The 26221-nt window shown below is 74.0% G+C and carries 17 protein-coding genes and 1 riboswitch; of the genes, 7 read left to right on the top strand and 10 right to left on the bottom strand.

Annotated elements, in window-relative coordinates:
- Positions 1-43 precede the first annotated feature (43 nt).
- The 3 genes from AC07FY_RS30185 to AC07FY_RS30175 all read right to left on the bottom strand — a co-directional run bounded on the left by AC07FY_RS30185 (position 44) and on the right by AC07FY_RS30175 (position 5424).
- Complete coding sequence (locus tag AC07FY_RS30185) at positions 44-2644, bottom strand: SpoIIE family protein phosphatase (RefSeq protein WP_479012654.1); 2601 nt, start codon at positions 2642-2644, stop codon at positions 44-46.
- Positions 2645-2788: 144 nt separating this feature from the next.
- Entirely contained in the window at positions 2789-4678 is a 1890-nt protein-coding gene (locus tag AC07FY_RS30180) for a VanW family protein (protein ID WP_479012651.1), read from the bottom strand.
- 110 nt (positions 4679-4788) lie between these two features.
- Positions 4789-5424: an MSMEG_1061 family FMN-dependent PPOX-type flavoprotein gene (locus AC07FY_RS30175; protein WP_479012725.1), complete on the bottom strand. Its 636-nt coding sequence runs from the start codon at positions 5422-5424 to the stop codon at positions 4789-4791.
- A gap of 372 nt (positions 5425-5796) precedes the next feature.
- Here AC07FY_RS30175 and AC07FY_RS30170 point away from each other — a divergent pair, with 372 nt between their 5' ends.
- Positions 5797-6852 carry a trypsin-like serine peptidase gene (locus tag AC07FY_RS30170; RefSeq protein ID WP_479012649.1) on the top strand — a complete coding sequence of 352 codons (1056 nt, stop codon included), beginning with the start codon at positions 5797-5799 and terminating at the stop codon, positions 6850-6852.
- 65 nt (positions 6853-6917) lie between these two features.
- On the opposite strand, the gene AC07FY_RS30165 is transcribed toward AC07FY_RS30170, so the two are convergent.
- Positions 6918-8342 carry an NAD(P)/FAD-dependent oxidoreductase gene (locus AC07FY_RS30165; protein WP_479012646.1) on the bottom strand — a complete coding sequence of 475 codons (1425 nt, stop codon included), beginning with the start codon at positions 8340-8342 and terminating at the stop codon, positions 6918-6920.
- Between the two features lie 301 nt (positions 8343-8643).
- Here AC07FY_RS30165 and cbiE point away from each other — a divergent pair, with 301 nt between their 5' ends.
- From cbiE to AC07FY_RS30145, 4 genes are read left to right on the top strand one after another with little or no spacing between them, the layout of a single operon-like run.
- On the top strand, positions 8644-9972 hold the full coding sequence (cbiE, locus tag AC07FY_RS30160) for a precorrin-6y C5,15-methyltransferase (decarboxylating) subunit CbiE (protein WP_479012644.1): 1329 nt from the start codon (positions 8644-8646) through the stop codon (positions 9970-9972).
- A complete protein-coding gene (gene cobM / locus AC07FY_RS30155) occupies positions 9969-10718 on the top strand; it encodes a precorrin-4 C(11)-methyltransferase (protein WP_479012641.1) in 750 nt (249 codons plus the stop codon). The genes cbiE and cobM overlap by 4 nt, the downstream gene beginning before the upstream one ends.
- The gene (locus tag AC07FY_RS30150; protein ID WP_479012638.1) at positions 10708-11496 is read left to right on the top strand and encodes a cobalt-precorrin-6A reductase; all 789 of its coding nucleotides are present in this window, start codon (positions 10708-10710) and stop codon (positions 11494-11496) included. Before cobM ends, AC07FY_RS30150 begins: the two co-directional genes overlap by 11 nt.
- 35 nt (positions 11497-11531) lie before the next feature.
- A complete protein-coding gene (locus tag AC07FY_RS30145) occupies positions 11532-11966 on the top strand; it encodes a hypothetical protein (RefSeq protein WP_479012636.1) in 435 nt (144 codons plus the stop codon).
- A gap of 56 nt (positions 11967-12022) precedes the next feature.
- On the opposite strand, the gene AC07FY_RS30140 is transcribed toward AC07FY_RS30145, so the two are convergent.
- Genes AC07FY_RS30140 through cobG form a run of 3 tightly spaced genes read right to left on the bottom strand, consistent with a single transcriptional unit; the run spans position 12023 to position 15479 of the window.
- Positions 12023-13522, bottom strand: a complete 1500-nt coding sequence (locus AC07FY_RS30140) for a precorrin-2 C(20)-methyltransferase (protein WP_479012634.1) — start codon at positions 13520-13522, stop codon at positions 12023-12025.
- The gene (locus AC07FY_RS30135) at positions 13519-14166 is read right to left on the bottom strand and encodes a precorrin-8X methylmutase (RefSeq protein ID WP_479012631.1); all 648 of its coding nucleotides are present in this window, start codon (positions 14164-14166) and stop codon (positions 13519-13521) included. Before AC07FY_RS30135 ends, AC07FY_RS30140 begins: the two co-directional genes overlap by 4 nt.
- Positions 14163-15479, bottom strand: a complete 1317-nt coding sequence (gene cobG / locus AC07FY_RS30130) for a precorrin-3B synthase (RefSeq protein WP_479012628.1) — start codon at positions 15477-15479, stop codon at positions 14163-14165. The genes AC07FY_RS30135 and cobG overlap by 4 nt, the downstream gene beginning before the upstream one ends.
- Positions 15480-15855: 376 nt before the next feature.
- A riboswitch (cobalamin riboswitch) is annotated at positions 15856-15961 on the top strand.
- A gap of 53 nt (positions 15962-16014) precedes the next feature.
- On the opposite strand from cobG, the gene cobN reads away from it, so the two are divergent.
- Positions 16015-19632, top strand: coding sequence for a cobaltochelatase subunit CobN (gene cobN, locus AC07FY_RS30125; protein ID WP_479012625.1), 3618 nt, complete (start codon positions 16015-16017; stop codon positions 19630-19632).
- Positions 19633-19727: 95 nt separating this feature from the next.
- On the opposite strand, the gene AC07FY_RS30120 is transcribed toward cobN, so the two are convergent.
- Complete coding sequence (locus AC07FY_RS30120; protein WP_479012622.1) at positions 19728-20885, bottom strand: acyltransferase family protein; 1158 nt, start codon at positions 20883-20885, stop codon at positions 19728-19730.
- 333 nt (positions 20886-21218) lie between these two features.
- Between AC07FY_RS30120 and AC07FY_RS30115 the strand changes: the two genes are divergently transcribed.
- The gene (locus tag AC07FY_RS30115) at positions 21219-23435 is read left to right on the top strand and encodes a terpene synthase family protein (protein WP_479012619.1); all 2217 of its coding nucleotides are present in this window, start codon (positions 21219-21221) and stop codon (positions 23433-23435) included.
- 87 nt (positions 23436-23522) lie between these two features.
- Here AC07FY_RS30115 and AC07FY_RS30110 read toward each other — a convergent pair whose 3' ends face one another.
- Positions 23523-24806 (bottom strand): YncE family protein, encoded by a 1284-nt coding sequence (locus AC07FY_RS30110; RefSeq protein ID WP_479012616.1) that lies wholly within the window; start codon positions 24804-24806, stop codon positions 23523-23525.
- 130 nt (positions 24807-24936) lie between these two features.
- Positions 24937-26097 carry an XdhC family protein gene (locus tag AC07FY_RS30105; protein WP_479012614.1) on the bottom strand — a complete coding sequence of 387 codons (1161 nt, stop codon included), beginning with the start codon at positions 26095-26097 and terminating at the stop codon, positions 24937-24939.
- Positions 26098-26221: the final 124 nt, after the last annotated feature.

The following is a 26221-nucleotide window of genomic DNA, read 5'->3' as shown; positions in this document are numbered from 1 at the left end:
AACGCGGCCGGACCCGCTCGCGCACACCGTGTGCAGATTTTCGTCAGGCGGGACCGGGCAGTACCTGCTCCGCCCAGATCACCTTGCCCTCCGGTGTGTAGCGGGTGCCCCAGTGCTCGCTGAGCTGCGCGACCAGGAACAGTCCGCGCCCGCCCTCGTCGGTGGTCGCGGCGTAGCGCAGGTGCGGTGCCGTGCTGCTGCCGTCCCAGACCTCGCAGGTCAGCGTGTGGTCGTGCAGCAGCCTCACCCGGACCGGCGCGCGGCCGTGGCGCAGGGCGTTGGTGACCAGTTCGCTCAGGATCAGTTCCGTGGCGAAGCCGAGTTCTCCGAGGCCCCACTCCTCGAGCTTGGCCGCGGCGGCGTTCCGTACGGGGCCGACGGCGCTCGGGTCGGGGGGCACGTCCCACTGCGCGACCCGGTCCGGGCCGAGGGTGCGCGTCCGGGCCACCAGCAGCGCCACGTCGTCGCCGGGCCGTTCGGGCAGCAGGCTCTCCAGTACGGCCTGGCAGCTTTCGCGCGGGTCCCGGCCGGGATGGCTCAGCGCCGTGCGCAGCGTCTCCATGCCCTCGGCGATGTCCCGGGACCGCTCCTCGACCAGCCCGTCCGTGTACAGGACGAGCTGACTGCCCTCCTCCAGGTACAGCTCCGCCGTCTCGAAGGGCATGCCGCCCAGGCCCAGCGGGGGTCCCGTCGGCAGTTCCACGATGTGCGCCGTGCCCTCGGGGGTGACCATCAGGGGCGGCAGGTGCCCGGCCCGTGCCATGGTGCAGCGCTGGGACACCGGGTCGTACACCGCGTACAGGCAGGTCGCGCCCAGCACGCCGTTGTCGCCGCCGCCGTCCCCGACGTCGTCGTGGTCGATGCGCTGGACGAGGTCGTCCAGGCGGGCCAGGAGGTCGTCGGGCGGCAGGTCGAGGGAGGAGAAGTTGTGCACGGCCGTGCGCAGCCGCCCCATGGTGGCCGCGGCGTGCAGGCCGTGGCCGACGACGTCGCCGACGACCAGGGCGACCCGGCTGCCGGGCAGCGGGATCACGTCGAACCAGTCGCCGCCCACCCCGGACTGTGCGGGCAGGTAGAAGTGCGCCACGTCCACGGCGCTCTGCTCGGGCAGGGCCCGCGGCAGGAGGCTGCGCTGGAGGGTCTCGGCGAGGGCGTGCTCACGGGTGTAGCGGCGGGCGTTGTCCATGCTGACGGCCGCGCGGGCGACGAGCTCCTCGGCCAGGGACAGGTCGTCCTCGTCGAAGGGCTCCGGCTTCTCCGACCGCCAGAAGTTGACCACGCCCAGGACGACGCCCCGGGCCGTCAGCGGGGCCGCGATGAGCGAGTGGATGCCGTACTCCACGATGGCCCGGGCGCGCGGCGGGTCCTGGGCCTGCCAGCCCGGCGCGTGGGCCAGGTCGGGGACGATTTCGGCCTGCCCGGTGCCGTAGCCGCGGGCCTGGGGGGTGGACGGCAGGAAGTCGATCAGCCGGCCGCGGGGGTAGAGGGGGTGGTCGGACCGGATGCCGCCGACCGCCGTCCGCCGCATGTCGGCGCCCGGGCCGGGCTCGTCGCCGTCGAGCACCCCGTCGGCGAGGTCGACGGTGACGAAGTCCGCGAACCGGGGGACGGTGACGGCGGCGAGTTCCTCGGCGGTCCGCTCCACGTCGAGGGTGGTGCCGATGTCGACCCCGGCGTCGTAGAGCAGCCTGAGGCGTCTGCGGGCGGTCTCGGCCCGGCTGGTCAGCAGCCGCATCTCGGTGGAGTCCCGGATGGTGACCGCGGTGCCCTCCGCCCGGCCGCCCCGGGTGTGGGTGGGCCGCTGGTTGACCACGAGCAGCCGGTCCCCGGTCTCCAGCACCTCGTCGGTGGCCACCCGGCCGGACAGCAGCAGGTCCGCCATCGGGCGGTCCAGGCCCGGGACGTCGCCGATGCGGCGGCCCTCGGCGTCCTCGGGGAGTCCGAGCAGCCGTTTGGCCTCGTCGTTCGCCAGCAGCAGCCGTCCGTCACCGTCGGTGATGAGCACCCCTTCGCGCACGGAGTGGAGCACCGCGTCGTGGTGCTCGTACATGCGGGTCATCTCCTGCGTGCCGAGACCGTGCGTCTGGCGGCGCAGCCGCCGGCTGATCAGCGCGGTGCCGCCGGTGGCCAGGGCCAGGCCGGTGGCGATGGCGAGCAGGATGACGGGGAGCTGGCGGTCGACGACACCGGTGACGTTCTTCACGGTCAGGCCCGCCGAGACCAGGGCGACGACCTTGCCGTCCGGCGCGGTGACCGGCACGACCGCCTGGATCTCCTTGCCGAGCGGTCCCTGCACGCTCTCGGTGTGGACCTGGCCGGCGAGGGAGGGCTCGATGGTGCCGACGAAGCGTTTGCCGATGAGGTCGGGCTGGGGGTGGCTGTAGCGGATGCCCTCGGTGTCCATCACGACGATGAAGTCCACCCCCGCGTCCTTGCGGGTGGCCTCGGCGAGCGGCTGCAGGATCGCCGACGGATCGGACGTCCGCAGCGCGTCCTGCAACCCCAGCGAGTGCGCGAACGTCTGGGCGACGGCCACCGACCGGGAGCGCGCTTCCCGGTCGATGTCGTGTCGCGACTGGAGCAGCAGGGCCAGCAGCGCGCCGGCGGCGAGCAACACCACGATCGCCACCTGGAGGACGAACACCTGTCCGGCGACGCTTCTGGTTCGGCTGCCTAGGGGTGACCGCACCGACGTGCCCGGCACGGGTGGCGAGGAAGGGTCACGATCCCAGTTGTAGCACCTTGCGGCCCCGCGTACCCCCGAAGCGCACCGGACGGACCCGGACGGTCACCCGGCGGGCACCGCCGCGGGGCCGACCGCGGGCACCGCGGAGGGGGCGGGAGCGGCGGCGGACCCCGTGGCGGGGCCGGTCGCGGAGCCCCGGGCCGGGGCGGCGGCGGATCCCGGGCCGGGGGCGGGCGTGGCGGGGGCGGGCGTGGCGGCCGGGCCGGTCGGCTGGGCCTCCGGCGTGCAGGTGACCTCGTCGCGCGGGGTGTAGTGGGTCGCGAACTCCTCGCGCTTGACCTCCCGGCCGCCCTGCACGAAGACGCGCCCGACGGTGACGTCGAAGCCCTCGAGCGGGGTCTGGGCCTCGCAGGCGGGACCGGTGCCCGTCCGTTTGCCGGGCTGCGTGACATGGGTGCGCGGGCCCTTGGTCGCCCGTATCTCGTCGTACTTCTTCGTGCCGAGGAGGGTGATGGTCAGCGAGGTGTCGCTGGAGCGGGCCTGGATGTAGAGCGGGTGCCCGGAGTCGTTGATCCAGCGCAGGTCGAGGGTGCCCCAGGCAACGGTGGCCTCCCGGCCCTCGGGGTAGCGCTCGATGTAGAAGGAGTGGGCGCCGTGCTCGACGGGCTTCAGACCGGCGAAGAAGACGGCGTTGTACATCGTGGTGGCGACCGCCGAGACGCCGCCGCCGGGCGACTTCACGTACTGCCCGTCGTTGATCATGATGCCGTCGACGAAGCCGTTCTCCGGGGTGCGCTCACCGACCGTGCGGTTGAAGCTCCACTCCTGCCCCGGCATGACCACCGAGCCGTTGATGAGCTCCACGGCCCGCCCGATGTTGGTGCTGCGGTAGGGGGCGGCCGGGAAGTCGACGGTGAAGGAGGAGACCTTCTCCTTGATGCCGAGCCGCCGCGCCTCGGCGCTCGTGAGGTCGGGCTGCACCTCGACGGTGGGGACCTCGGCGCTGCGGGCGGCGCCGGAGCGGGTGAGCAGCGGCAGCACCGCCTTGCCGAGGGCCGCCTGGGTGACGCGGCGCCCCGCACTGCCGGGGTCCCCGAGGACCACGCGGCCGTCCGCGCCCACCCCGAGCTCGGCGTCGCGGGGGATCCGGGTGGCCTCCTCGATCGGGCGGGCCACGGCGGGGTCGGCGAGCAGGCCCTTGGCGTCGAGCGAGGGGACGAGACGGCTCGTGCCGTCGGCGGTCATGCTCAGGTGCTCGCCGAGGACGGCGGCGCTGACGGGTATGCGCGTGCCGTCGACGGTGAGCGTGACGGGACCCGACATCGCGGGCCGCGCGAACTGCCGCATGGCCCGGCCGGTCTCCTCTGCCCCGATCCGCGGCTGCGTGCGCTCGGCGGGCAGCTCGACGGGACCGGCGCCCGGACGCAGGTACGCCGCCCGCAGGGTCTCCAGGGCCCGGTCCTCGGCCAGGGCGAGGCCCGGCCGGGGCTCGACGGCCTTCGCCGCACCCTTCTCGAAGGTGACCGCTCCCTCGCGGACCGCCTGCTCGGTGGCCGCGCCGATCCGGTCGAGCGCGGCGCGCCCGGTCCGCTCGTCCAGGCGGACCACGGGTTCCACCTGCCGCTCACCGGGGGACAGCAGCCCGCCGATGACGGCGACCGGTCCGTATCCGGTGTGCGCGGCCTTGTCGAGGGTCGCCTCGGTGTCGAGGGACAGCCCGAGCGCGGCCGGCGCGGCCCGCTCCACGTGGTCGCCGACCTTCACCACCAGCGGCGCCGCGGCGCCCGGCCCGAAGGCACCCGCCAGCGCTTGCCGCGCCTCGGCGCGGTCCATGCCGCCGATGTCCACACCGCGCACGTGCGTGCCCGGGGCGATGTCCCCGCCCGCCACCAGCCCGGTGACGTAGAGGCCGCCCAGGCCGAGTGCGACGGCCCCGCCCGCCACGGGCAGGGCTCTGCGCCAGTTGCCGGTCCAGCTGCCTGTGCGTCCCATGTCTCTCCCGGCCGGTGTACGACGATTCCGGGAAGCAATGATTCATGGAAAACGCCCGCTTTGGGGATGGATGTAACCATTCTCACGAAACGGACATCGCGGGGCGGCGGTCACTCGTAGCGGTACAGCAGCGACTCCCGCTCGCTCGTGCGGATCTGCTCGATGGCCGCCTCCGGCAGACCCAGGTGGGAGCGGGTGACCTCGGCGGAGCTGGGGACGGCGTCCGGCGCGAGCCACTGCTCGGGCTTCCAGGCACCGCCGCGCAGGAATGCCTTCGGGCAGTGCTGGTACACCTCCTGCGTCTCCACCACGATCGCGCTGCGCGGCGGCTTGCCGACGGCGGTCAGCCGCTCCAGCAGGGCGGGGTCGGCCGAGACGCAGGCCCTGCCGTTGACGCGCAGGGTGGTGGCGCGACCGGGGATGACGAAGATCAGGCCCGCCCGGCCCGTCTCCACGATGTTGTGGCTGCTGTCGAGCCGCTTGTTGCCGGTGGCGTCGGGCACGGCGAGGGTGAACTCGTCCAGGACGGACACGAACCCGGCCGGTCCGCCCCGGGGGGTCACGTCGCAGTGGCCGGCGGCGTCCGCGCTGGCTATGAACACCAGCGAAGAGCCCTCGATCACGGCGCGTGCGGCGGCGTGCAGCCGGTCCACGGCCTTGCGGCGGACCAGTTCGCTGGGCTCCTCGTAGAGCGCCCGCAGCTGGGCGGTGTCCCGGAGGGCGCCGGCGTTCAGGTCGTCGAACATGCGGCCGCTGCGCGGCGTGGTGGTCGTCACGGCCAGGCAATCTATCCGACCCTTCCGCCGGCGCGCCCGCCCCGCGATCGGCGGCCGTCGGCGGGTTCGGGCGCCTGAAACCCGATCGGATGTCCGGCGTAAGTAGGGACGACCACCGCGCCCACCCGGCGCGGACCTGCGGTGAAGACGCGGACGAGGAGCACGATGAGAGTCCCGATGCCGGCCCGACGCGGCCCCGTGGAACTGGCGGCCCTGGTGAACTGGCGAGCGGGCACCGGCCCGGCAGCTGGAGGACTCGCACTCGGCCTAGCGGGAGCGCGCCCGTCGCGGGAACGATGCGCCATCGCAGGAACGATGCGCCGTCCGGGAGCCGCTGTGAGGATGGACACCTCCGGACGGGGCAACCCCGCCCCCGGTCTCGCCATCGAAGGAGGAGCCGGAGGCGTCTGCGGGGTGGGGGAAGAGATGTTCAGCACGGTGCACGCACGGGCCGTACGGGTCTGCGTGCTGGTCGGCGTCCTCGGCGCGCTCGTCGTCGTGGGCGCGGGGTACCTGTGGGAGCTGCGCGGCATGGTCGCGAGCCGCACCGGCGGGGACGCCGAACGGGGTGTCTACCAGCAGGACCCCGAGCGGGCCGACCGGACGGCGGCCGCCGTGCTGGACGGGATCGTCCGCGAGGGCCCGCCCGCCCCGATGGGCGGCAGGGCCTCCGCCGGAACCGGCACGGACGCCGGCACCGACGCCGGCAACGCAGGAGGAGGCGGCGGGGACGCGGTGGACTGGCGGGTCGGCGGGTGGCGGCCCTCGGACCCCCTGGAGGCGCGGCCGGTGCCGGCCGAGCCCGCCGTCGGGGCGCTCTTCTCCCCCGGCGCCGACGGAGACCCGGACCACCACTGCTCGGCCGGCGTGGTCCACTCCCCCCGGGGCGACCTGATCGTCACCGCCGCCCACTGCGTGCACTCCGGCGGCTTCCGCACCAACCTGGCCTTCGCCCCCGGCTACCAGGACGGCGTGGCCCCGTACGGCATCTGGGTGCCCACCCGGATCGAGGTGGACCCGCGCTGGACGCAGGACCAGGACCCCGACCACGACGTCGCCTTCATCCGCTTGCGCCGCCCCGGCTACCCGGGCCAGCGGCTGGAGGACTTCACCGGCTCCCTCACGATCGCCTTCCGGCCCGAACTCCCGGCCCCGGCCCGGCTCGTGGGCTACCCCAACGCCGCCGAGCAGCCGCTGGACTGCCGCAGCACCGCCCGCTCCGCCGGCCCGGCGCAGCTGCGGTTCGACTGCGCCGACGTATCCAACGGCACCAGCGGCGGTCCGGTGCTGACCGACGGGCGCACGCTGATCGGGGTGGTCGGCGGGCGCGATGGCGGGGGCGACGAGACGACCTCCTACAGCAGCTACTTCGGTGACGCCGTCCGGGCCCTGTACTAACGCGCCACAGCACTAGACCCTGTCGTCAAAGTCCCGCCCGGCCCGCGCTACTTCGACGACGGGACCTAGCCGGCCGGCACGCCTGAGGCGGCGCCCTCCGGCGGGCCGTGGTGGGCCGGGTAGGCAGGGGTCGGCGGGGAGGCCGGTGTGCGCCACTGGGACAGGACGCGCAGCACCGTGGACGGGCCGAGCAGGGTGTGGGGCGGAGTCGACAGCGACAGGACACCGAAGAACCGGCCGGCGATGGCCGGATCGGTGTTGGCACCCACCATCACCCGTGCCATGTACCGCTGCAGGACCCGCGTGGCCCGGTCCGCCGGCGGGCCCTCCGTCCCCGGGTACCTCAGGTCCTCGCTGGTGGCGATCTGCCAGGCCGCCTGGGCCGCCGCCGACGTACGGCGCTGGATCCGCCCGGCGGCCGCGGGCACGGCCGCGGGGTCCATGCCGCGGATCTCCCGGCGCAGGGCGTCCGCCGCCAGTGCGGCCACCGTCATCCCGTGCCCGTACACGGGGTTGAACCGGCAGGCGGCGTCGCCGAGGACGACGAAACCCGCCGGGCTCCGGTTGAGCCGCTCGTAGTGGCGCCACTCGTTGGCGGTGCCCCGGAAGCCGGTCGGCGACGACAGCGGGACCGCCCCGCGCAGGGCGTCGTACATGGCCGGACTGCGCAGGCTCCGGGCGAACCCGAGGAACTGCTCGTCCCCGGTGGGCGGGGCGTGCTCGCCGTTGCCGATCAACGTGGCCAGCCAGCGTCCCCCGTCCACGGGGACGAGCACGCCCCCGCGCGGGCTGTCCGGCCGGCCCTGCACGTACAGGCCGTGCCAGCGCCGCGCGGGGTCGGGCGGAATCGTGAAGTACCGGCTGGAATAGCCCAGGTGCGAGTCGTACCGGGTGGTTTCGGGCGCGGGATGGCCGAGGGCGGCGAGCCAGGCCGGGGCCTTGGAGGTGCGTCCGGTCGCGTCGACGGTGAACGCCGCCGCCAGCGGTTCGGCGCCGCGCAGCCGAACGCCGGTCACGGAGCGGCCGTCCGGACCGCCGACGAGTCCGGTGACCGGGCAGCCGTCCCGGACGCGTACGCGCCGGTCGCGCAGCACCTCCGCGCGAACCGTCCAGTCGAGCAGCTCCCGGCTCGCGAGCAGGATCCGCGCGCCGCGGATCGGGCGGAACCAGTCGGCGGGGCTCAGCCAGAGGAAGTCCTTCGGCGACTCCAGCAGTGCGGCCCCGCCCGCGAGCAGCTTCTCGGTGATCCCCGGCAGCAGGTCCTCGATCACCTCCACACCGCGCGACCACAGCACGTGCGCGTGCCGGGACTGCGGTACGCCGGGCCGGAACGCCGGCCCGTCGGCGGGCAGTTCGTCCCGCTCCACCACGGTCACGCGCGCGAACCGCTCCGCGAGCACCCGCGCCGCGAGCAGCCCGGCCAGGCCGGCGCCGAGGACCACCGCGTGGTCGCGGGAGGGTTCTGGGTGGTTGTCCGGAGTGTCGTCCATGGCAGCGAGTGTCGGGGGCCGGGCGCGCCGGGGTCAGGTCCCGCCCGGGGCGCCCGGAGGCGTACCGGGGGCGGACGGGGGCGCGCCCGGGCGGCGGGGCGGGTGCGCCCGGGAAGAGGGGGTGTCCGGACCGGCGTCCGCGCAGGCCAGTAGGCTGCGTTCGGCCCGTTCCCGCATTCCTGTTCCCGTACCCGCCCCCTACCGACCCCCGATCCCGCCCACGGTCCCGCTTCCGGTGCCGTCCGCACGCCCGTGCCCGTGCCCCCTGTCAGTTCCCGTCACCGTTCCGAGGTATCGCGCAGTGAGCTCCGCACCGCCCCCCGCCCCCGTCACGGTCGTCGGCCTCGGCGCCGACGGCTGGGCCGGGCTCGCCGCGCCCGCGCGGTCCGCCCTGGCCTCCGCCGAGGTGCTGATCGGCGGGCCGCGCCAGCTGGACCTGCTGCCGGCCGGCCCGTGCCCCGGTGAACGGGTCGCCTGGCCGAGCCCCCTGCGGCCGGCCGTGCCGAAGCTGATGGCCGAGCACGCGGGCCGCCGGATCGCGGTGCTGGCCAGCGGCGACCCGATGTTCTACGGAATCGGCCGCGCCCTCGCCCAGGAGCTCGGCCCGGACGCCCTGGCGGTCCACCCGCACCCCTCGTCCGTCTCCTACGCCTGCGCCCGGCTGGGCTGGCCGGTGGAGGAGACCGAGGTGGTCACCGTCGTCGGCCGCCCGGTGGCCCGGCTGGCGGCCGCCCTGTACGAGGGGCGGCGGGTGCTGGTGCTCAGCGCCGGGGCGGGCTCGCCGGGCGAGATCGCCGCCCTGCTGCGTGAACGGGGCTTCGGTCCGAGCCGGATACGGGTGCTGGAGCAGCTCGGCTCCGAACACGAGGACGCGCACGAGGGCCTCGCCGACGGCTGGGACCGCCCGCCGGGCGACCCGCTGAACGTGGTGGCCGTGGACTGCCGCCGGGACCCGGCCCACCCGGCGCCGCGGCTCGGCGCGACCGCCGGCCTGCCGGACGGCGCGTACGAGCACGACGGGCAGCTGACCAAGCGCCGGGTGCGCGCCGCGACCCTGTGCGCGCTTGCCCCGGCCCCGGGCGAGCTGCTGTGGGACATCGGCGGAGGCTCCGGTTCCATCGGCATCGAGTGGATGCGTACGCACCCCTCCTGCCGGGCGGTCGCCGTGGAGCGCGTCCCGGAACGGGCGGCCCGCATCAGCCGCAACGCTGCGGCGCTCGGCGTGCCCGGCCTGCGTGTGGTGCTGGGCGCCGCCCCCGACGCGCTCGACGGACTGCCCGCTCCCGACGCGGTGTTCATCGGCGGCGGGCTGACCGCGCCGGGACTGCTGGACGCGGCCTGGGCGGCGCTGGCCCCCGGCGGCCGGCTGGTGGTCAACACGGTCACCCTGGAGTCGGAGGCGGTCCTCACCGACCGCTACCGGCGCCACGGAGGCGAACTGGTGAAGCTGTCGGTCGCGCACGCGGTGCCGGTCGGCGGGTTCACGGGCTGGCGGCAGGCCATGCCGGTGACCCAGTGGTCGGTGACCAAGCCGGTGAGCGAACCGGTGACGGAACCGGCGACCGAACCGGTGCCGGAATCGGTGACCCGACCGCCGACGAAGGCGACGAACGAGAAGGATCAAGCATGACCGTGTACTTCATCGGTGCGGGCCCCGGCGCCGCCGACCTGATCACGGTGCGCGGTGCCCGGACCCTGGCCGCCGCCCCCGTCTGCCTCTACGCGGGCAGCCTGGTCCCGCGCGAACTGCTGGCCGAGTGCCCGCCGGACGCGCGGCTGGTCGACACCTCGCGGCTGAACCTCGACGAGATCATCGCCGAGTGCGTACGGGCGCACGCGGCGGGCCAGGACGTCGCACGGCTGCACTCCGGCGACCCGTCGATCTTCAGCGCCGTCGCCGAGCAGATGCGCAGGCTCGACGCGGCCGGCATCGACTACGAGGTCGTCCCGGGCGTCCCGGCCTTCGCCGCCGCGGCCGCCGCGCTGAAGCGGGAGCTGACCGTCCCCACCGTGGGCCAGACGGTGATCCTGACCCGCATCGCCCAGCAGGCCACCCCGATGCCGCCCGGCGAGGACCTGGCCACGCTGGGCCGCAGCGGCGCCCTGCTGGTCCTGCACCTGGCCACCCGCTACGTGGACCGGGTCGTGGAGGAACTGCTGCCGCACTACGGGGCGCAGTGCCCGGTGGCGGTGGTGGCGATGGCCAGCCGGCCCGACGAGCTGATCCTGCGCGGCACGCTGGCCGACATCGCGGCCCGGGTGAAGGAGCACGGGCTGGTCCGCACCGCGGTCATCGTGGTGGGCCGCACCCTGGGCGCCGAGCAGTTCCGCGACAGCCACCTCTACTCGCCCGAGCGCGACCGGCATGTCTGCTGAAGCCGGCCGCGCCGGGGACCGGCACGTCCTGATCCTGGGCGGTACGACGGAGGCCCGCCGCCTCGCGGAGGCCCTGGTGGGGGCGGCCGCCGGGCCGGGGCCGGCGGCCCGGGTGACGACCTCCCTCGCCGGGCGGGTCTCCGCACCGGTGCTGCCGCCGGGCGAGACCCGGATCGGCGGGTTCGGCGGACCCGCCGGGCTGGCCCGGTGGATCACCGAGCACGAGGTCAGCGACCTGGTCGACGCGACCCACCCGTTCGCGGAGCGCATGAGCTTCCACGCGGCCGAGGCGGCGGCCCTCACCGGTGTCCCGCTGCTCGCGCTGCGGCGCCCCGGCTGGAGCCCCGGCCCGGGCGACGCCTGGACCTTCGCCGACTCCCTCGCCGACGCGGCGGCCCTGCTGCCGGGCCTCGGCAGCCGGGCGTTCCTGACCACGGGCCGGATGGGCCTGCACGCCTTCGCGCACCTCACCGGCACCTGGTTCCTGGTGCGTTCGGTCGACCCCCCGGCCGCGCCGGTGCCGCCGCGGCTCGAAGTCCTCCTGGACCGGGGCCCGTTCGGCCTGGACGACGAGCGGGAGCTGATCGCCCGGCACCGGATCGACGTCCTGGTCACCAAGGACAGCGGGGGCTCCGCCACGGCCCCCAAGCTCACCGCCGCCCGCGAGGCCGGCATCCCGGTCCTCGTCGTTCGCCGTCCCCCCGTCCCGGGGGGCGTGGTGGAGGCTGACTCCGTGGCCGGCGCCCTGCGTCTGCTGCGCTACGATCACGCGCGCTGAACCGTTCACCCGTACGAAGCGCGGAGGGGGCCGACATGGGATCCGGCGGCAGAACATCGGAGGCCCGGGCGGCCGTGCTGGTCGGCGGACTGCTGATCGGCGGCCTGCTGGCCGCCGGGTGCTCGGGCGGCGGAAAACCGGCCGCGGTTCCGGCGACGACCGCGCCGGCGTCCCCCACCACCCCGGCCGAGCCGTCCGTGCCGCCGCCGGCCTCCCCCGCGCCGCCCTCGCCCGCCGCGGCGCCGTCGGCCGCGACCCCCGGCCCCGCGAAGGGCCACGAGTCGCGGCGGCCGTCCGCCGCGAGCTCCCGGCCGGCCGCGCCGGGCACCCCGGCGGTGCCGCAGAACCCCAACCGGGGTCCGACCCCGCCGCCGGCGCCGCCCAAGCCCCCGATCGAGCCGTGGACACCGCCGCCGTTCGACCCGAACGATCCGTCGATCCCGAAGGTGACCCTGCCGCCGCTGCGGTAGGGGTGCCCCGCCGTCCGGGCGGGGCGGCGGTCACGGCCGGCGGTCACCGGCAGCCGTCACGGGTAGCGGCGCGGCGTCCACGTGATCCGCGAGCCGTCGGCCCGCTCGGTCACCCGCGTCTGCGAGGAACCGATCAGCAGCAGCGTGCGCATGTCGACCTCGGACGGCTCCAGTTCGGCGAGCGTGACGATCCGCACCGACTGCTCCGGCCCGCCCACGTCCCGTGCGACGACCACCGGCGTCTGCGGCGCACGCAGCTCCAGAAGCAGCTCGCGGGCCTGCGCCACCTGCCAACTGCGGCTGCGAGAGCCGGGGTTGTACAGGGCGAGGACCAGGTCCGCCGAGGCGGCCGCGCGCAGCCGCTCCGCGATGACCTCCCAGGGCTTGAGCCGGTCCGAGAGGGAGATGGTGGCGTAGTCGTGGCCGAGCGGGGCGCCGGCCGCGGCGGCCGCCGCGTTGGCCGCGGTCACCCCCGGCAGCACGCGTACCGGCACGTCCTTGTACGCGGCCTGGCCGGCGACCTCGAGGACCGCCGTCGCCATCGCGAACACCCCGGGATCGCCGCCGGAGACCACGGCCACCCGCTGTCCGCGCCGGGCGAGGTCGAGGGCGAACTCGGCGCGCTCGGATTCCACCTTGTTGTCGGAGCCGTGCCGGATCTGGCCCGGCCGGACGGGGACCCGGTCCAGGTAGGTGGTGTACCCGACCAGCACCTCGGCGTCGGCCAGCGCCCGCCGCGTCTCGGGGGTCAGCCACAGCGGCCCGGCGGGGCCGGTGCCGACCACCGCGACCTCGCCAGGGCCGGCCGGCACGCTGCCCGGGTTGCCGATCCGGCTGGGCACGACGGCGACGGCGAAGTACGGCACGGACTGCGGGTCGACGTCCGCCAGGACGCCGGTCCGCTCCCCGGCCATGGTGGCGCGCTCGACGTAACGGGCCTCCGCCAGCCGGCCGCTGCGCTCCATCGCCCCGCGTACGGCCGGGAAGGTCCGGCCGAGCTTCATCACGACCGCCGAGTCGGTCGCCGCCAGGCGGGCGGCGAGCTCCTCCTCCGGCAGGGTGCCGGGGAGGATGGTGAGCACCTCCTCGCCCTCCACGAGCGGGGTGCCGAGGCGGGCGGCGGCGGCACTGACGGAGGTGACACCCGGGATCACCTCGGTCTCGTACCGGTGCGCGAGCCGCTTGTGCATGTGCATGTACGAGCTGTAGAAGAGCGGGTCGCCCTCCGCGAGCACGGCGACGGTCCGGCCGGCGTCGAGGTGCGCGGCCAGCCGGGCGGCGGCGGACTCGTAGAACTCCTCCATCGCGCCCTGGTAGCCGCCGGGGTGGTCGGTGGTCTCGGTGGTGACCGGGTAGACCAGCGGCTCCTCGATGTGGCTCTCGCGCAGGTGCCGCGCGGCGATCGACCGGGCGATGGACCGCCCGTGCCGGGCGCTGTGATAGGCGACGACGTCCGCCTCGCCGATCACCTCGACGGCCCGCAGCGTCATCAGGTTCGGGTCGCCGGGCCCCAGCCCGACCCCGTACAGCCGCCCCGCGGCCGGCACCCCGCTCATTCGGCCACGCTCGCGATGGCGTTGAGGGCGGCGGCCGCGATGGCGCTGCCGCCGCGGCGGCCGCGCACGATCAGGTGGTCGAGGCCGGAAGGGTGCGCCGCGAGGGCGTCCTTGGACTCGGCGGCGCCGATGAAGCCGACGGGGACACCGATGACCGCGGCCGGGCGCGGGGCGCCCTCCTCGATCATCTCGAGCAGCCGGAAGAGTGCGGTCGGCGCATTGCCGACGGCGATCACCGAACCCTCCAACAGGCCGCGGTCGCGCCAGATTTCGAGGGCGGCGGCGCTGCGCGTGGTCCCCATCCTCGCGGCGAGCTCCGGGACGGCCGGATCGGACAGCGTGCAGATCACGTCGTTGTCGGCGGGCAGCCGCTTGCGGGTGACCCCGCTGGCGACCATCTGCACGTCGCACAGGATCGGCGCGCCCGCGGTGAGGGCGGCGCGCGCCCGGAGCACCACCTCGGGGGTGTACCCGAGGTCCTGGGGCAGATCCGTCATCCCGCAGGCGTGAATCATGCGCACCGCGACCTGCGCGACGGAGGCGGGCAGCCCGGAGAGGTCCGCCTCGGCGCGGATCGTGGCAAAGGACTGGCGGTAGATCGCGGCGCCGTCCTTCTCGTACTCGAACACGGTGTACTCGCTCATTTCTTCACTGCGGCTTCGGACTCTGAGGTGGGTGCGGGGGTGAGGGCGCGGGCGGCGGTGAGGGCCGTCGCGAGGTCTGACCGGTGCGGCAGTTCCTGCCCGTGGACGGACAGGCGGTAGCCGTCGCCCGTCGCGAGCACGTCGACCCAGGCGGTCCCCCGCGGGTGACCGCACCGGCGCTCGCAGCCGGACCAGTGCACGGGCAGCGGACCGCGCGCCCGCTCCACGACGGCGCGCGCGTCGGCGCGTACGTCGGCGAGCGACTTGGCACAACCGGGCCGCCCAGTACAGGCGGTGACGGACCGCCAGGGACTCTCGGGCGACACGGCGAGCCCGGCCGCCGCCAGCCGCGCCGGGCCGTCGACGGGCGGCCGCAGGGGGGCATCGGGGAGGACGACGCTGCGCCAGGGGGTGACGCGCAGCCCGTGGCGGCCGTCGGCGACCGCTGCGAGCACCCGCCACTGCGCGGAGGTCAGCCGGCCCAGCGGCGGCAGGACGCACAGGGTGCCGCGCGGGCCGGTGCCGCCGGACTGCGGCCGGGGAGGCGGCGCGTACGGCCAGTCCACGTCGCGGACCGCTACCGCGTCGATGCCGGCGGCGGTGAGGCGCGCGGTGAACTCGGCGTCGTCAAGAGCGTGTCCGGGGGGCAGCTCACCGACCCGCCAGGCCCAGGTGCCGGCCGCGTCCGCGGCGTCGAGGAAGTACTCGGCGGCCAGCAGCGCCGCCCGCGGGGCGTCCTGCGCGGGCACCGAGACGGCCCCGGCGGCGGGCCCGAGGCGCACCAGCGCCCGGTCCCGCGGCAGGCCGAGCACGGTCACGTCGGGTTCGAGGGCGGCCACGTCCCCGCGCCCGTCGTCGAAGGCGAACAGGAACCGGCCGGACAGGGCGGTGACCCGCGCGTTCGCGCACAGCAGCCGGTCCAGGGCGCGGACCCAGGGCAGTACGTCGGGCCGCTGCGGACGCCCCTCGCCCGACATCGGCGTCGCCACGATGTTGCGTATCCGCTCGTGGCCGGGCGCGGGCAGCAGCCCGGCGTCGTCCAGCAGCTCCGCGAGACCGGCGCCGCACCCCTCGGCGAGGCCGCGCAGTTGCACGTTGCCGCGCGAGGTGAGCTCCAGGTGCCCGTCCCCGAACCGGTCGGCGGCCAGGGCCAGCAGGGACGCCTGGCGCACGGTGAGCTCGCCGCCGGGTATCCGGACCCGGGCCAGGAACCCGTCGTCGGCCGGGTGCAACCGCAGCGCACCGGGGCAGGCGTCACCGCGCTCCCGTATGACGGGCTCGTCCCGCGACGCGGCGGCTGGGGGCTGTGGCATGGCGGCGAGCATACCCACGATTCCCCACCCCCGACCTGTGTCCGTCACCACCCCACCCCCTCCGACCAGCCACTCCCGCCCCCGAAGGCAACCAGCCCACCCAGCCCCACCGACGCTCACGGCACGAAGCCCCGGCCAACCCAGCCCCACCGACGCTCATGGCACGAAGCCGAGGCGCATCCAGCCCCGCCGGCGTTTGAGGCGCGGGGGCCCGGGGGCAGCGCCCCCGCAACTGCGCCGCACCCGCATACCCGCCTCCCACCCCCACCACCGGGGACGGAACGGGCCCGGTAGCAGCGCGAACCCGACCACCCCACCCTCCCGGCAAGGGCACCGGCCCCCTAGGATGACCCCGGCGGCGCCACACGGCCCGCCATCGCCGAGGACGGCGACATGGGAGGAAGCCCGGTGTGATTCCGGCGCGGTCCCGCCACTGTGAACCCCGCGGAGCGACACCCGCGACCGGGGTGAGTCAGGAACTCCCGCTGTCCTCACTGCCCGGGGCGCGGAAACCCCGAGGAAGGCCTGCCGCCGCATGATCCTGCTGCTGTCGACGTCCGACACCGATCTGCTCAGCGCCCGCGCCGCGACCACGGCGGACGGCCCCGTCCCCTACCGGTTCGCGAACCCCTCCCGCCTTCCCCTCGCCGACCTCCCCGGCCTCCTCGACGGCGTCGACCTGGTCGTCGTACGCCTCCTCGGCGGCCTCCGCGCCTGGCAGGAGGGGCTCGACCTGCTCCTCGCCCCCGACCAGACCCGCCCGGTGGTGGTCCTGACCGGCGAACAGGCCCCGGACGCCCAGCTGATGGAGGCCTCGACGGTGCCGATCGGCATCGCGGCCGAGGCCCACGCCTACCTCGCACACGGCGGCCCGGCCAACCTCGACCAGCTGGCCCGGTTCCTCTCCGACACCGTCCTGCTCACGGGTCACGGCTTCGAACCGCCCGCCGCCTCCCCCACCTGGGGCCCCCTGGAGCGCGCCGCGCACGCCACGGCCGGCCCCACCGTCGCCGTGCTCTACTACCGCGCCCACCAGATGAGCGGCAACACCGCCTTCGTGCACGCCTTGTGCGACGCCATAGAGGCCCACGGCGCCCAGCCGCTCCCGCTCTACGTCTCCTCCCTCCGCACGCCGGAGCCGGAGCTCCTCGCCGCCCTGTCCGGCGTCGACGCCGTCATCACGACCGTCCTCGCGGCCGGCGGCACCCGCCCCGCCACCGCTTCCGCCGGCGGTGACGACGAGTCCTGGGACGCCGGCGCGCTCGCCGCCCTCGGCGTGCCGATCCTCCAGGCCCTGTGCCTGACCGGTTCCCGTTCCGCCTGGGAGGAGAACGACGAGGGCCTGTCCCCCCTCGACGCCGCCACCCAGGTCGCCGTACCGGAGTTCGACGGCCGCCTGATCACCGTCCCGTTCTCCTTCAAGGAGCTCGACGAGGACGGCCTGCCCGCCTATGTGGCCGACCCCGAGCGGGCCGCCCGGGTCGCGGGGATCGCCGTGCGCCACGCGCGCCTGCGCCACATCGACCGCCGCGACAAGCGCATCGCCCTCGTCCTGTCCGCGTACCCGACCAAGCACTCCCGCATCGGCAACGCGGTGGGCCTCGACACCCCGGCCAGCGCGGTGGAGCTCCTGCGCACCCTGATCGCCGAGGGGTACGACTTCGGCCCGGTCCCCGAGATCCCGGGCCTGGTGTCCGGCGACGGCGACGAGCTGATCCGCGCCCTGATCGAGGCCGGCGGCCACGACCGGGACTGGCTCACCGAGGAGCAGCTGGCCCGCAACCCGGTCCGGATCCCGGCGGCCGACTACCGGCGCTGGTTCGCCGAACTCCCCGCCGATCTGCGCGCGGACGTCGAGGAGCACTGGGGCGAGGCCCCCGGTTCCATGTTCGTCGACCGGTCCGCGAACCCCGAGGGCGACATCGTCCTGGCCGCCCTGCGCCGCGGCAACCTCCTCATCCTGATCCAGCCCCCGCGCGGCTTCGGCGAGAACCCGATCGCCATCTACCACGACCCGGACCTGCCGCCCTCGCACCACTACCTGGCCGCGTACCGCTGGATCCAGGCGCGCACCGAGGACGGCGGCTTCGGCGCCGACGCGATGATCCACCTGGGCAAGCACGGCAACCTCGAGTGGCTCCCGGGCAAGAACGCCGGCCTCTCCGCCTCCTGCGCCCCCGATGCGGCCCTCGGTGACCTCCCGCTCATCTACCCCTTCCTGGTCAACGACCCGGGCGAGGGCACCCAGGCGAAGCGCCGCGTCCACGCGACACTCATCGACCACCTCGTCCCGCCGATGGCGCGCGCGGAGTCGTACGGCGACATCGCCCGCCTGGAACAGCACTTGGACGAGTACGCGCAGATCTCCGCGATGGACCCGGCCAAGCTGCCGGCCATCCGCGCCCAGATCTGGACCCTGATCCAGGCCGCGAAGCTCGACCACGACCTGGGCCTCGCCGAACGTCCCGACGACGACGGCTTCGACGACTTCCTCCTCCACGTCGACGGCTGGCTGTGCGAGGTCAAGGACGCCCAGATCCGCGACGGCCTGCACGTCCTCGGCGGCGCCCCGACCGGTGCTTCCCGCGTCAACCTCGTCCTCGCCATCCTGCGCGCCCGTCAGATCTGGGGCGGTACGACGGCGCTGCCGGGCCTGCGCGAGGCGCTCGGCCTCGACGAGTCGGCGGCCACCCGTACCTCGGCGGACGCCGTCGAGGAGCAGGCCCGCGCCCTGGTCCAGGCGATGGAGGACGCGCACTGGTCCCTGGACGCGGTCCCCTCGGTGGCGGCCGGCCACTCGGCGGAGGTCGCGGCGGTCCTGTCCTTCGCGGCCCGCGAGGTCGTCCCGCGCCTGGCGGGCACCACGGACGAGATCGCGCACGTCGTCGCCGCCCTGGACGGCTCGTTCATCCCGGCGGGCCCCTCCGGCTCCCCGCTGCGCGGCCTGGTCAACGTGCTGCCGACGGGCCGCAACTTCTACTCGGTGGACCCCAAGGCCGTCCCCTCCCGCCTGGCGTGGGAGACGGGCCAGGCCCTCGCGGAGTCCCTCCTCACCCGCTACCGCACCGACAACGGGGAGTGGCCGGCCTCCGTCGGCCTCTCCCTGTGGGGTACGAGTGCGATGCGCACGGCGGGCGACGACGTGGCGGAAGCCCTCTCCCTCCTCGGCGTCCGCCCCGTGTGGGACGAGGCGTCGCGCCGCGTGACGGGCCTGGAGCCGATCCCGCTCGCCGAACTCGGCCGCCCGCGCATCGACGTGACCTTGCGCATCTCGGGCTTCTTCCGCGACGCGTTCCCGCACGTCATCGGTCTCCTCGACGACGCGGTCCGGCTCGCGGCGTCCCTCGACGAGCCGGCCTCGGACAACTTCGTCCGCGCGCACGCCCAGGCGGACATCGCTCGCCACGGTGACGAACGCCGCGCGACGACCCGCATCTTCGGCTCCCGCCCGGGCACCTACGGCGCGGGCATCCTCCAGCTGATCGACAGCCGCGACTGGCGCACCGACGCCGACCTCGCGGAGGTCTACACGGTGTGGGGCGGCTACGCGTACGGCCGCGGCCTGGAGGGCCGCCCGGCCCGCGACGAGATGGAGACCGCCTACAAGCGCATCACCGTCGCCGCGAAGAACACGGACACCCGCGAACACGACATCGCCGACTCGGACGACTACTTCCAGTACCACGGCGGCATGGTGGCCACGGTCCGCGCCCTGCGCGGCACGGCCCCCGAGGCGTACATCGGCGACTCGACCCGGCCCGAAACGGTCAAGACCCGCACCCTGGTCGAGGAGACCTCGCGCGTCTTCCGCGCCCGCGTCGTGAACCCCAAGTGGATCGAGGCGATGCGCCGCCACGGCTACAAGGGCGCCTTCGAACTCGCGGCCACCGTCGACTACCTCTTCGGCTACGACGCCACGACGGGCGTGGTCGCGGACTGGATGTACGACAAGCTCACCGAGACGTACGTCCTGGACCCGGAGAACCGCGCCTTCCTCGAAGAGGCCAACCCCTGGGCCTTGCACGGCATCGCGGAGCGCCTCCTGGAAGCGGAATCCCGCGGCATGTGGGAGAAGCCGGACCCGCAGATCCTCGAATCCCTCCGCCAGGTCTACCTGGACACGGAAGGCAACCTGGAGGGCGAAGCGGAGTAGCCCAAGGCCCTTGTCACACATGGGCTTAGGGGGTGAGGGCCCGTGGGCCCTCACCCCCTTTCTTGTTGCCCGGGTCGGCGGCCGGCAGCCGCCCGTCAGCGCGTCTCGCCCGTGCCCGGGTGGCGGCGGAGGGAGTCGAGGGCGTCGGTGAGGCCGCGCTTCAACATGGCGGATGTCGGGCGCTCGATGAAGCGGTGGACGAGCCAGGCGGCGAGGAGCATGCCGAGCGTCATCGCTGCGACCAGCGCCCACGGGGAGAGGTGGTGGCGGAGCAGGCGGATGCCGGTCCAGCCGATGTGCTCGTGGAGCAGGTAGAGCGGGTAGGTGGTCGCGCCGGCCACCGTGAGCCACTTCCCCCGGACCCAGGAGAGTCCGCCGAGGGCGAGGACGATCATCACCAGGTAGCCGAGGGTCATCAGCGCGATGGCCGGCTTGGGGTCCAGCGTCCGGCCGAGGCTGACCGCCAGGGCATCGTTGTAGAGGGTGACCTGGCGGACCGAGAACAGCCATGAGATCAGGACGATGCCCCACAGCAGAAGCGTCGGGCGGAAACGGTGCATCAGGTACATCGCGACGCCCGCGATGAAGTACGGCGAGTACTCCGGCATCAGGATGTAGTCGGCGAAGGGCGCCCGCCCCGCGGTCACCAGTACCGAGGCCACGGTCCACAGGACGCAGAAGAGGACCACGCGGCGGTAGGTGACGCCCTTCCACACCACCAGGGCGAACAGCAGGTAGAAACGCAGCTCGACCCAGAGCGTCCAGTAGACGGCGTCCACCGAGCCGACCTTGAAGGGCTCCTGCAGCATGGTGAGGTTGAGGAGTACGTCCTTCATACCGAGTGGTTGCACCACCAGAGGCCATAGCGTGACCACCGCGGTCGTGGCCAGCACGGCGAACCAGTACGCCGGGTAGAGCCGGACCACCCGGGAGGTGAAGAAGTCGCCCAGGCTGCGGCCCCAGCTGCTCATGCAGATGACGAAGCCGCTGATGATGAAGAAGAGTTCGACGCCGGTCCACGTGTAGGACGCCAGCCAGGACGCGGTGGGGAACACCACGTCCACGGGCTTCGTCCAGGCGTTCTTGGACGCGTCGGCATTCCCACCGAAGCCGACATAGTGGTGGAAGACCACCATCAGGGCGGCGATCAGGCGCAGCCCGTCCAAGGCCGCCAGCCTCGGGCGCTTCCGGACCGCCGGGGAAGGCGGCGGAGCGGCCTCGCGGGCCGGGGTGGGTATCAGGTGGTTCAGCACCCGGCAGATCCTACTAAGGCCCTGCTCGGGCGAGGAACGAAGGTCGTCGGCGGCCGTACGCCGACGGGCCACGCGCTGCGCCTCGGAGCAGCCGCCCTTTCCGGGGCGCCGCGCGGCGCCGTGCACGCGATGACCCGCCGGCTGGGCACCCCCTAGTGCCGGGGGTGCCTACCCCCCCGCCGGGGCGGCGCGGTGGGGAACAGGGGGTTCCTCACCTGAAGTGGTGAAATCTGCCTTGGGGTGGGGGCAGCAGGGGTAGGGCAGTGCTGATCTCGTGCGGGGGCGGGGTCAGTGGACGCGCCCCGGCACCCTGGACGAAAGGCCCACCCTGCCGTGACGCAGCCGTTTCAACTGCCGGATTTCTACGTGCCCTACCCGGCGCGACTGAATCCCCATCTGGAGGACGCGCGGGTCCACACGAAGCGATGGGCGCGCGCGTTCGGGATGCTGGAGGGTTCCGGCGTCTGGGAGGAGAGCGACCTCGACTCGCACGACTACGCGCTGCTGTGCGCGTACACCCACCCCGACTGCGACGGCGACGCGTTGTCGCTGGTGACCGACTGGTACGTGTGGGTGTTCTTCTTCGACGACCACTTCCTGGAGACGTTCAAGCGCTCGCAGGACCGCGACGGCGCCAAGGCGTACCTCGACCGGCTCGCCGCCTTCATGCCGATGGACCTCGCCGACGGCTTCCCCGAGCCCACCAACCCGGTCGAGGCGGGTCTCGCGGACCTGTGGCGGCGGACCGTGCCCGCGATGTCGGCGGACTGGCGGGAACGGTTCTCCGAGTCGACGAAGAACCTCCTCGACGAGTCCATGTGGGAACTGGCCAACATCAACATCGGGCGCGTCGCCAACCCGCTCGAGTACATCGAGATGCGCCGCAAGGTGGGCGGCGCCCCCTGGTCGGCCGGTCTGGTCGAGTACGTCTCCGCCGAGGTCCCGGCCCGGGTGGCGCACGCGCGGCCGCTCTGCGTGCTCCGCGACGCCTTCTCCGACGCCGTGCACATCCGCAACGACCTCTTCTCCTATCAGCGCGAGGTGGCCGACGAGGGTGAACTCTCCAACGCCGTGCTGGTGTTGGAGACCTTCCTCGGCTGCTCCACCCAGGAGGCCGCCGAGGCGTCCAACGACCTGCTCACCTCCCGCCTCCTGCAGTTCGAGCAGACCGCGCTCGCCGAACTCCCCCAACTCTTCGCCGACCACGCCCTGGACCCGGCCGAGATCGCCGCCGTCCTCGCCTACACCAAGGGCCTGCAGGACTGGCAGTCGGGCGGGCACGAGTGGCACATGGTCTCCAGCCGCTACATGAACAAGGAGGTCCGGGCCACCGCCCCGCTCACCCTGCCCTTCCTCCCGTCCGGGCTCGGCACCACCGCGCTCGACCTGGGATCCGTCTTCAACCGGCGCTCGATGGACATGCGCCGGCGCTCCTTCACCCACGTGCCGTTCGAGAAGACCGGGCCCTCGGTCATCCCCGACATCTACATGCCGCACCGGTTGACCCTCAGCCCGCACCTGGCGCACGCCCGCGAGGAGTCGGTGGCATGGGCCCGCCGGATGGGCCTGCTCCACCCCCAGCCGGGCGACCCGGGCTCGGCGATCTGGACGGAGGCCAAGCTGCGGGGCTACGACTTCGCGGTCTGCTCGGCCGGAATCGACCCGGACGCCACCGCCGAGGAGCTGGCCCTCAACGCCTGCTGGCTGACCTGGGGCACCTACGGGGACGACTACTACCCGGTGGTCTTCGCCCGGGGCAGGAACCTGCCGGCCGCGAAGGCGGCCACGGCGCGGCTCGTCGCGATGATCCCGGTCGACCACGCGGAGCAGCCGGAGCCGGTGACGGCGATGGAGCGCGCGCTGGGCGACCTCTGGGTGCGCACCAGCGCCAGCATGTCCGCGGAGCAGCGCGCCGAGTTCCGGGCCACGCTGGTGGACATGCTGGAGAGCTGGCTGTGGGAGGTGGACAACCAGATCCAGAACCGCATCCCGGACCCGGTGGACTACGCCGAGATGCGCCGTCGCACCTTCGGCAGCTACCTCACGATGTACCTGTGCCGGCTGGGCCACCAGGGGCGGGGCATCCCGGCGGGGATCTACGCCTCGGGCACCATCCGGTCGCTGGAGAACGCCGTCGCGGACGCCGCCTGCCTGGTCAACGACATCTTCTCCTACCAGAAGGAGGTGGAGGTGGAGGGCGAGGTGCACAACTACATCCTCGTCACACGGAACTTCTTCGACATCGGCTACGCGGAGGCGCTGCACATCTGCCACGCCCTGATGACGCAGCGCACGGAGGAGTTCGAGCACATCGCCGCGCACCAGCTGCCGCTGCTCTACGACGACTGGAAGCTCGGCGAGAAGGCGCGCGGCGCTCTGGACGCCTACGTCGGCGAGTTGAAGGACTGGCATGCCGGAGTCCTCAACTGGCATGAGAAGATCGCTCGTTACCGCCCGCAGGATCTGCACCGGCTGCCCGACGCGCTCTCCACCGGGGTCCTGGACGCCGGATTCGGGATGGCGGCGGCCCGGATCTCGCTGCCCGCCTGATCCCGGAGGCGGGGACGGTCCGCTCGCCCGCCCCCGCCTCCGCTCCCCCGCCCCCCTCCGCTCCTCCCGCCCCCGGCCACGTCCGCCTCAGCCGGCGGCCGGGCCCGTCCAGCCCGCCGGGACGTGCCCGATCCGGATGCGCTGCGGGTGGTCGCCGACGGGGACGGACACCCGCTTCGTGCCGGTCGCGAAGTCGATGGCCGTGACCCGGTCCGAGCCGCTCTCGGAGATCACGCAGGCCGAGCCGTCGCCGTCGACCGTGGCCCAGTACGGCTTGTCCGCGCCCACCAGGGGGCCCTCGGTGAGAGTGGCCCGGTCGACGACCGTCGCGTAGTCGTCCATCGTGCCCGCGATGCAGAGCTTGCTCCCGTCCGGGCTCATGGACATGCCGTGGTGGCGGGAGTCGTTGACCCAGGTGGTGCGGTCGCTGCTGGTGGCCGGGTTCTGCGGGAGGGTCTTGACGCGGGTGATCCGGTCGGTGGCCACGTCGTACTCCAGGAACCCGTTGAAGAACGACACCTGGAAGTACAGCTTCGACTCGTCGGGGCTGAAGGAGACCGGGCGTACGGCGTCGGACAGGTCCCGGCGGCCGAAGGCGTCCAGCCGCTCCCGCATGTCGATCACCTTGACCGTGCGGAAGGTCTGCGTGTCCACCACCGTGATCTTCCGGTCGCCCTTCGTCCAGTCCAGCCACGGCGCGTCCAGGGCGGTGGTCACCTCCCCGATCGAGCTGTTCCACAGGTAGCGGCCGCCGCCGGTGAAGGTGTTCTCGTGGGGCTTGTCGCCGGTGGTGAAGGAGCCGGTCTGCCGGCCGGTGGCGATGTCGAGGACGTGCACGGTGTTGGCGGTGGACGCCGATACCGCGACGCGCGTCCCGTCGGGTGAGACCGCCATGTGATCGGCCCGGTAACCCGCCACCGGAAAACGCCAGTTGACCCGGCCCGTCCGGACGTCGATGGAGACGACATCGGCGAAGCTGGGCCGCGAGGCGACGACGGCCGAGCCGTCGGGGGTGGTGTAGAGGTCGTCCACGAACTGGTCGTGGCCCTCGCCGGCGGTGGCCCGGATGCCGAGGAAGAACCCGAGCTTGACCGGGTTGAGGTAGATCTCCCGCAGGCGCTCCTCCTTGTCCGGGACGATGTCGATCCGGCCGACCTTGGCGAGATCGCCGGTGGAGGTGAGGACGTCGGCGGTCCCCTCCCAGTTGTTCCCGACGAACAGCACCTCGCGCAGGCCGTCGTCGGCGGGCGAGGCCGCCGCGGGCGCGCCGGGCGCCAGGGAGGCCAGCAGAGCGGTCGCGGCGAGCGCGCCCACGGTGCGGAGGGTACGGGGGGTGCGGGGGGTGCGGGGGGTGCGGAGGGTACGTGACATCCGTTCAACTCCGTTGGGGGGAAGGGATGGAGAAGGTTCCTCCTGTTACCGGCGGGTAAAATAGGCGGAACGCCAGAAGGGCGCAACCCTCACGGGTCGCGCCCTTCTGTCACGTACGGGGTTCAGCTCTTCAAGCGACGGAGCCGATCCGCCCGATCACGCCGTTGGTGCGGCCTTGCGGATCGGGGTGGATCGGGATGTGCGCGCCGGTCAGCGCCGCGCCGCTGCCGCCGCGGCGGTTGGCCACGATCTCGGCGGCGATGGACAGCGCGGTCTCCTCCGGGGAGCGGGCGCCGAGGTCCAGGCCGATCGGGGAGCGCAGCCGGGCCAGTTCGAGCTCGGTCACGCCGACCTCGCGCAGCCGCTTGTTGCGGTCCTCGTGGGTGCGGCGGGAGCCCATGGCCCCGACGTAGGCGACGGGGAGCCTGAGGGCCAGTTCGAGGAGCGGGACGTCGAACTTGGCGTCGTGGGTGAGCACGCACAGGACGGTCCGGCCGTCCACGTCGGTGGTCTCCAGGTAGCGGTGCGGCCAGTCGACGACGATCTCGTCCGCCTCGGGGAAGCGGGTCTTCGTCGCGAAGACGGGCCGCGCGTCGCAGACGGTGACCCGGTAGCCGAGGAACTTGCCGATGCGCACGAGGGCGGAGGCGAAGTCGATGGCACCGAAGACGATCATGCGCGGGGGCGGGACGCTGGACTCGACCAGCACCTTCAGCGGCTCCCCGCAGAGCCTTCCGTCGGCGCCCATCTCCAGCACGCCGGTCCGGCCGGCGTCGAGCAGGGCGCGGGCCTCTTCGGCGATGGTGCGGTCCAGCTCGGGGTGGCCGCCGAAGCCGCCTTCCCAGGCGCCTTCGGTACGGACGAACAGGGCGCGGCCCATCAGCTCGGCCGGTCCCTCCGCCACCCGGGCGACCGCCGCCGCCTCCCCACGAGCGGCGGCGGCCAGACCGGCCGCGAGCACCTCCCGGACGGGAGAGCCCGCGGGGACGGGGGTGACCAGGATGTCGATGATGCCGCCGCAGGTCAGACCGACGGCGAAGGCGTCGTCGTCGCTGTAGCCGAAGCGCTCGCGGACGGTTTCGCCGTCCTGGAGCGCCTGCCGGCACAGCTCGTACACCGCGCCCTCCACGCATCCGCCGGATACCGAGCCGATGGCCGTGCCCTCGCTGTCGACGGCGAGGGCGGCCCCGGGCTGCCGGGGCGCGCTCCCGCCGACGGCCACCACGGTGGCGACGGCGAAGTCACGCCCCTGCTCGACCCACCGGTTCAGTTCTTCGGCGATGTCCAGCATGGGGGCCTCCTCGGAGAGGTTCGGTTCCAGTATCGGATACGTGGAGTGCGCGGTCTTTCGTACGGGTGCGCGGTGTCCCGCGCGCGGTGCCGGGCGCGCGGTGCGCCGGTGGAGCGGGCGCGGC

This window comes from Streptomyces sp. NPDC045967, assembly GCF_056430495.1.
Note: the sequence above shows the minus strand (reverse complement) of the source record. Positions and strands in the feature narration are given on the sequence as shown.

Excerpts from the sequence above, each read along its gene's own strand:
- AC07FY_RS30180 (WP_479012651.1), bottom strand. The coding sequence starts at position 4,678 with ATGGGACGCACAGGCAGCTGGACCGGCAACTGGCGCAGAGCCCTGCCC.
- AC07FY_RS30170 (WP_479012649.1), top strand. The coding sequence starts at position 5,797 with ATGGACACCTCCGGACGGGGCAACCCCGCCCCCGGTCTCGCCATCGAA.
- AC07FY_RS30165 (WP_479012646.1), bottom strand. The coding sequence starts at position 8,342 with ATGGACGACACTCCGGACAACCACCCAGAACCCTCCCGCGACCACGCG.
- AC07FY_RS30140 (WP_479012634.1), bottom strand. The coding sequence starts at position 13,522 with ATGAGCGGGGTGCCGGCCGCGGGGCGGCTGTACGGGGTCGGGCTGGGG.
- cobN (WP_479012625.1), top strand. The coding sequence starts at position 16,015 with ATGATCCTGCTGCTGTCGACGTCCGACACCGATCTGCTCAGCGCCCGC.
- AC07FY_RS30150 (WP_479012638.1), top strand. The coding sequence starts at position 10,708 with ATGTCTGCTGAAGCCGGCCGCGCCGGGGACCGGCACGTCCTGATCCTG.
- AC07FY_RS30135 (WP_479012631.1), bottom strand. The coding sequence starts at position 14,166 with ATGAGCGAGTACACCGTGTTCGAGTACGAGAAGGACGGCGCCGCGATC.
- AC07FY_RS30105 (WP_479012614.1), bottom strand. The coding sequence starts at position 26,097 with ATGCTGGACATCGCCGAAGAACTGAACCGGTGGGTCGAGCAGGGGCGT.
- AC07FY_RS30175 (WP_479012725.1), bottom strand. The coding sequence starts at position 5,424 with ATGTTCGACGACCTGAACGCCGGCGCCCTCCGGGACACCGCCCAGCTG.
- cobG (WP_479012628.1), bottom strand. The coding sequence starts at position 15,479 with ATGCCACAGCCCCCAGCCGCCGCGTCGCGGGACGAGCCCGTCATACGG.
- AC07FY_RS30110 (WP_479012616.1), bottom strand. The coding sequence starts at position 24,806 with ATGTCACGTACCCTCCGCACCCCCCGCACCCCCCGCACCCCCCGTACC.
- cobM (WP_479012641.1), top strand. The coding sequence starts at position 9,969 with ATGACCGTGTACTTCATCGGTGCGGGCCCCGGCGCCGCCGACCTGATC.
- AC07FY_RS30145 (WP_479012636.1), top strand. The coding sequence starts at position 11,532 with ATGGGATCCGGCGGCAGAACATCGGAGGCCCGGGCGGCCGTGCTGGTC.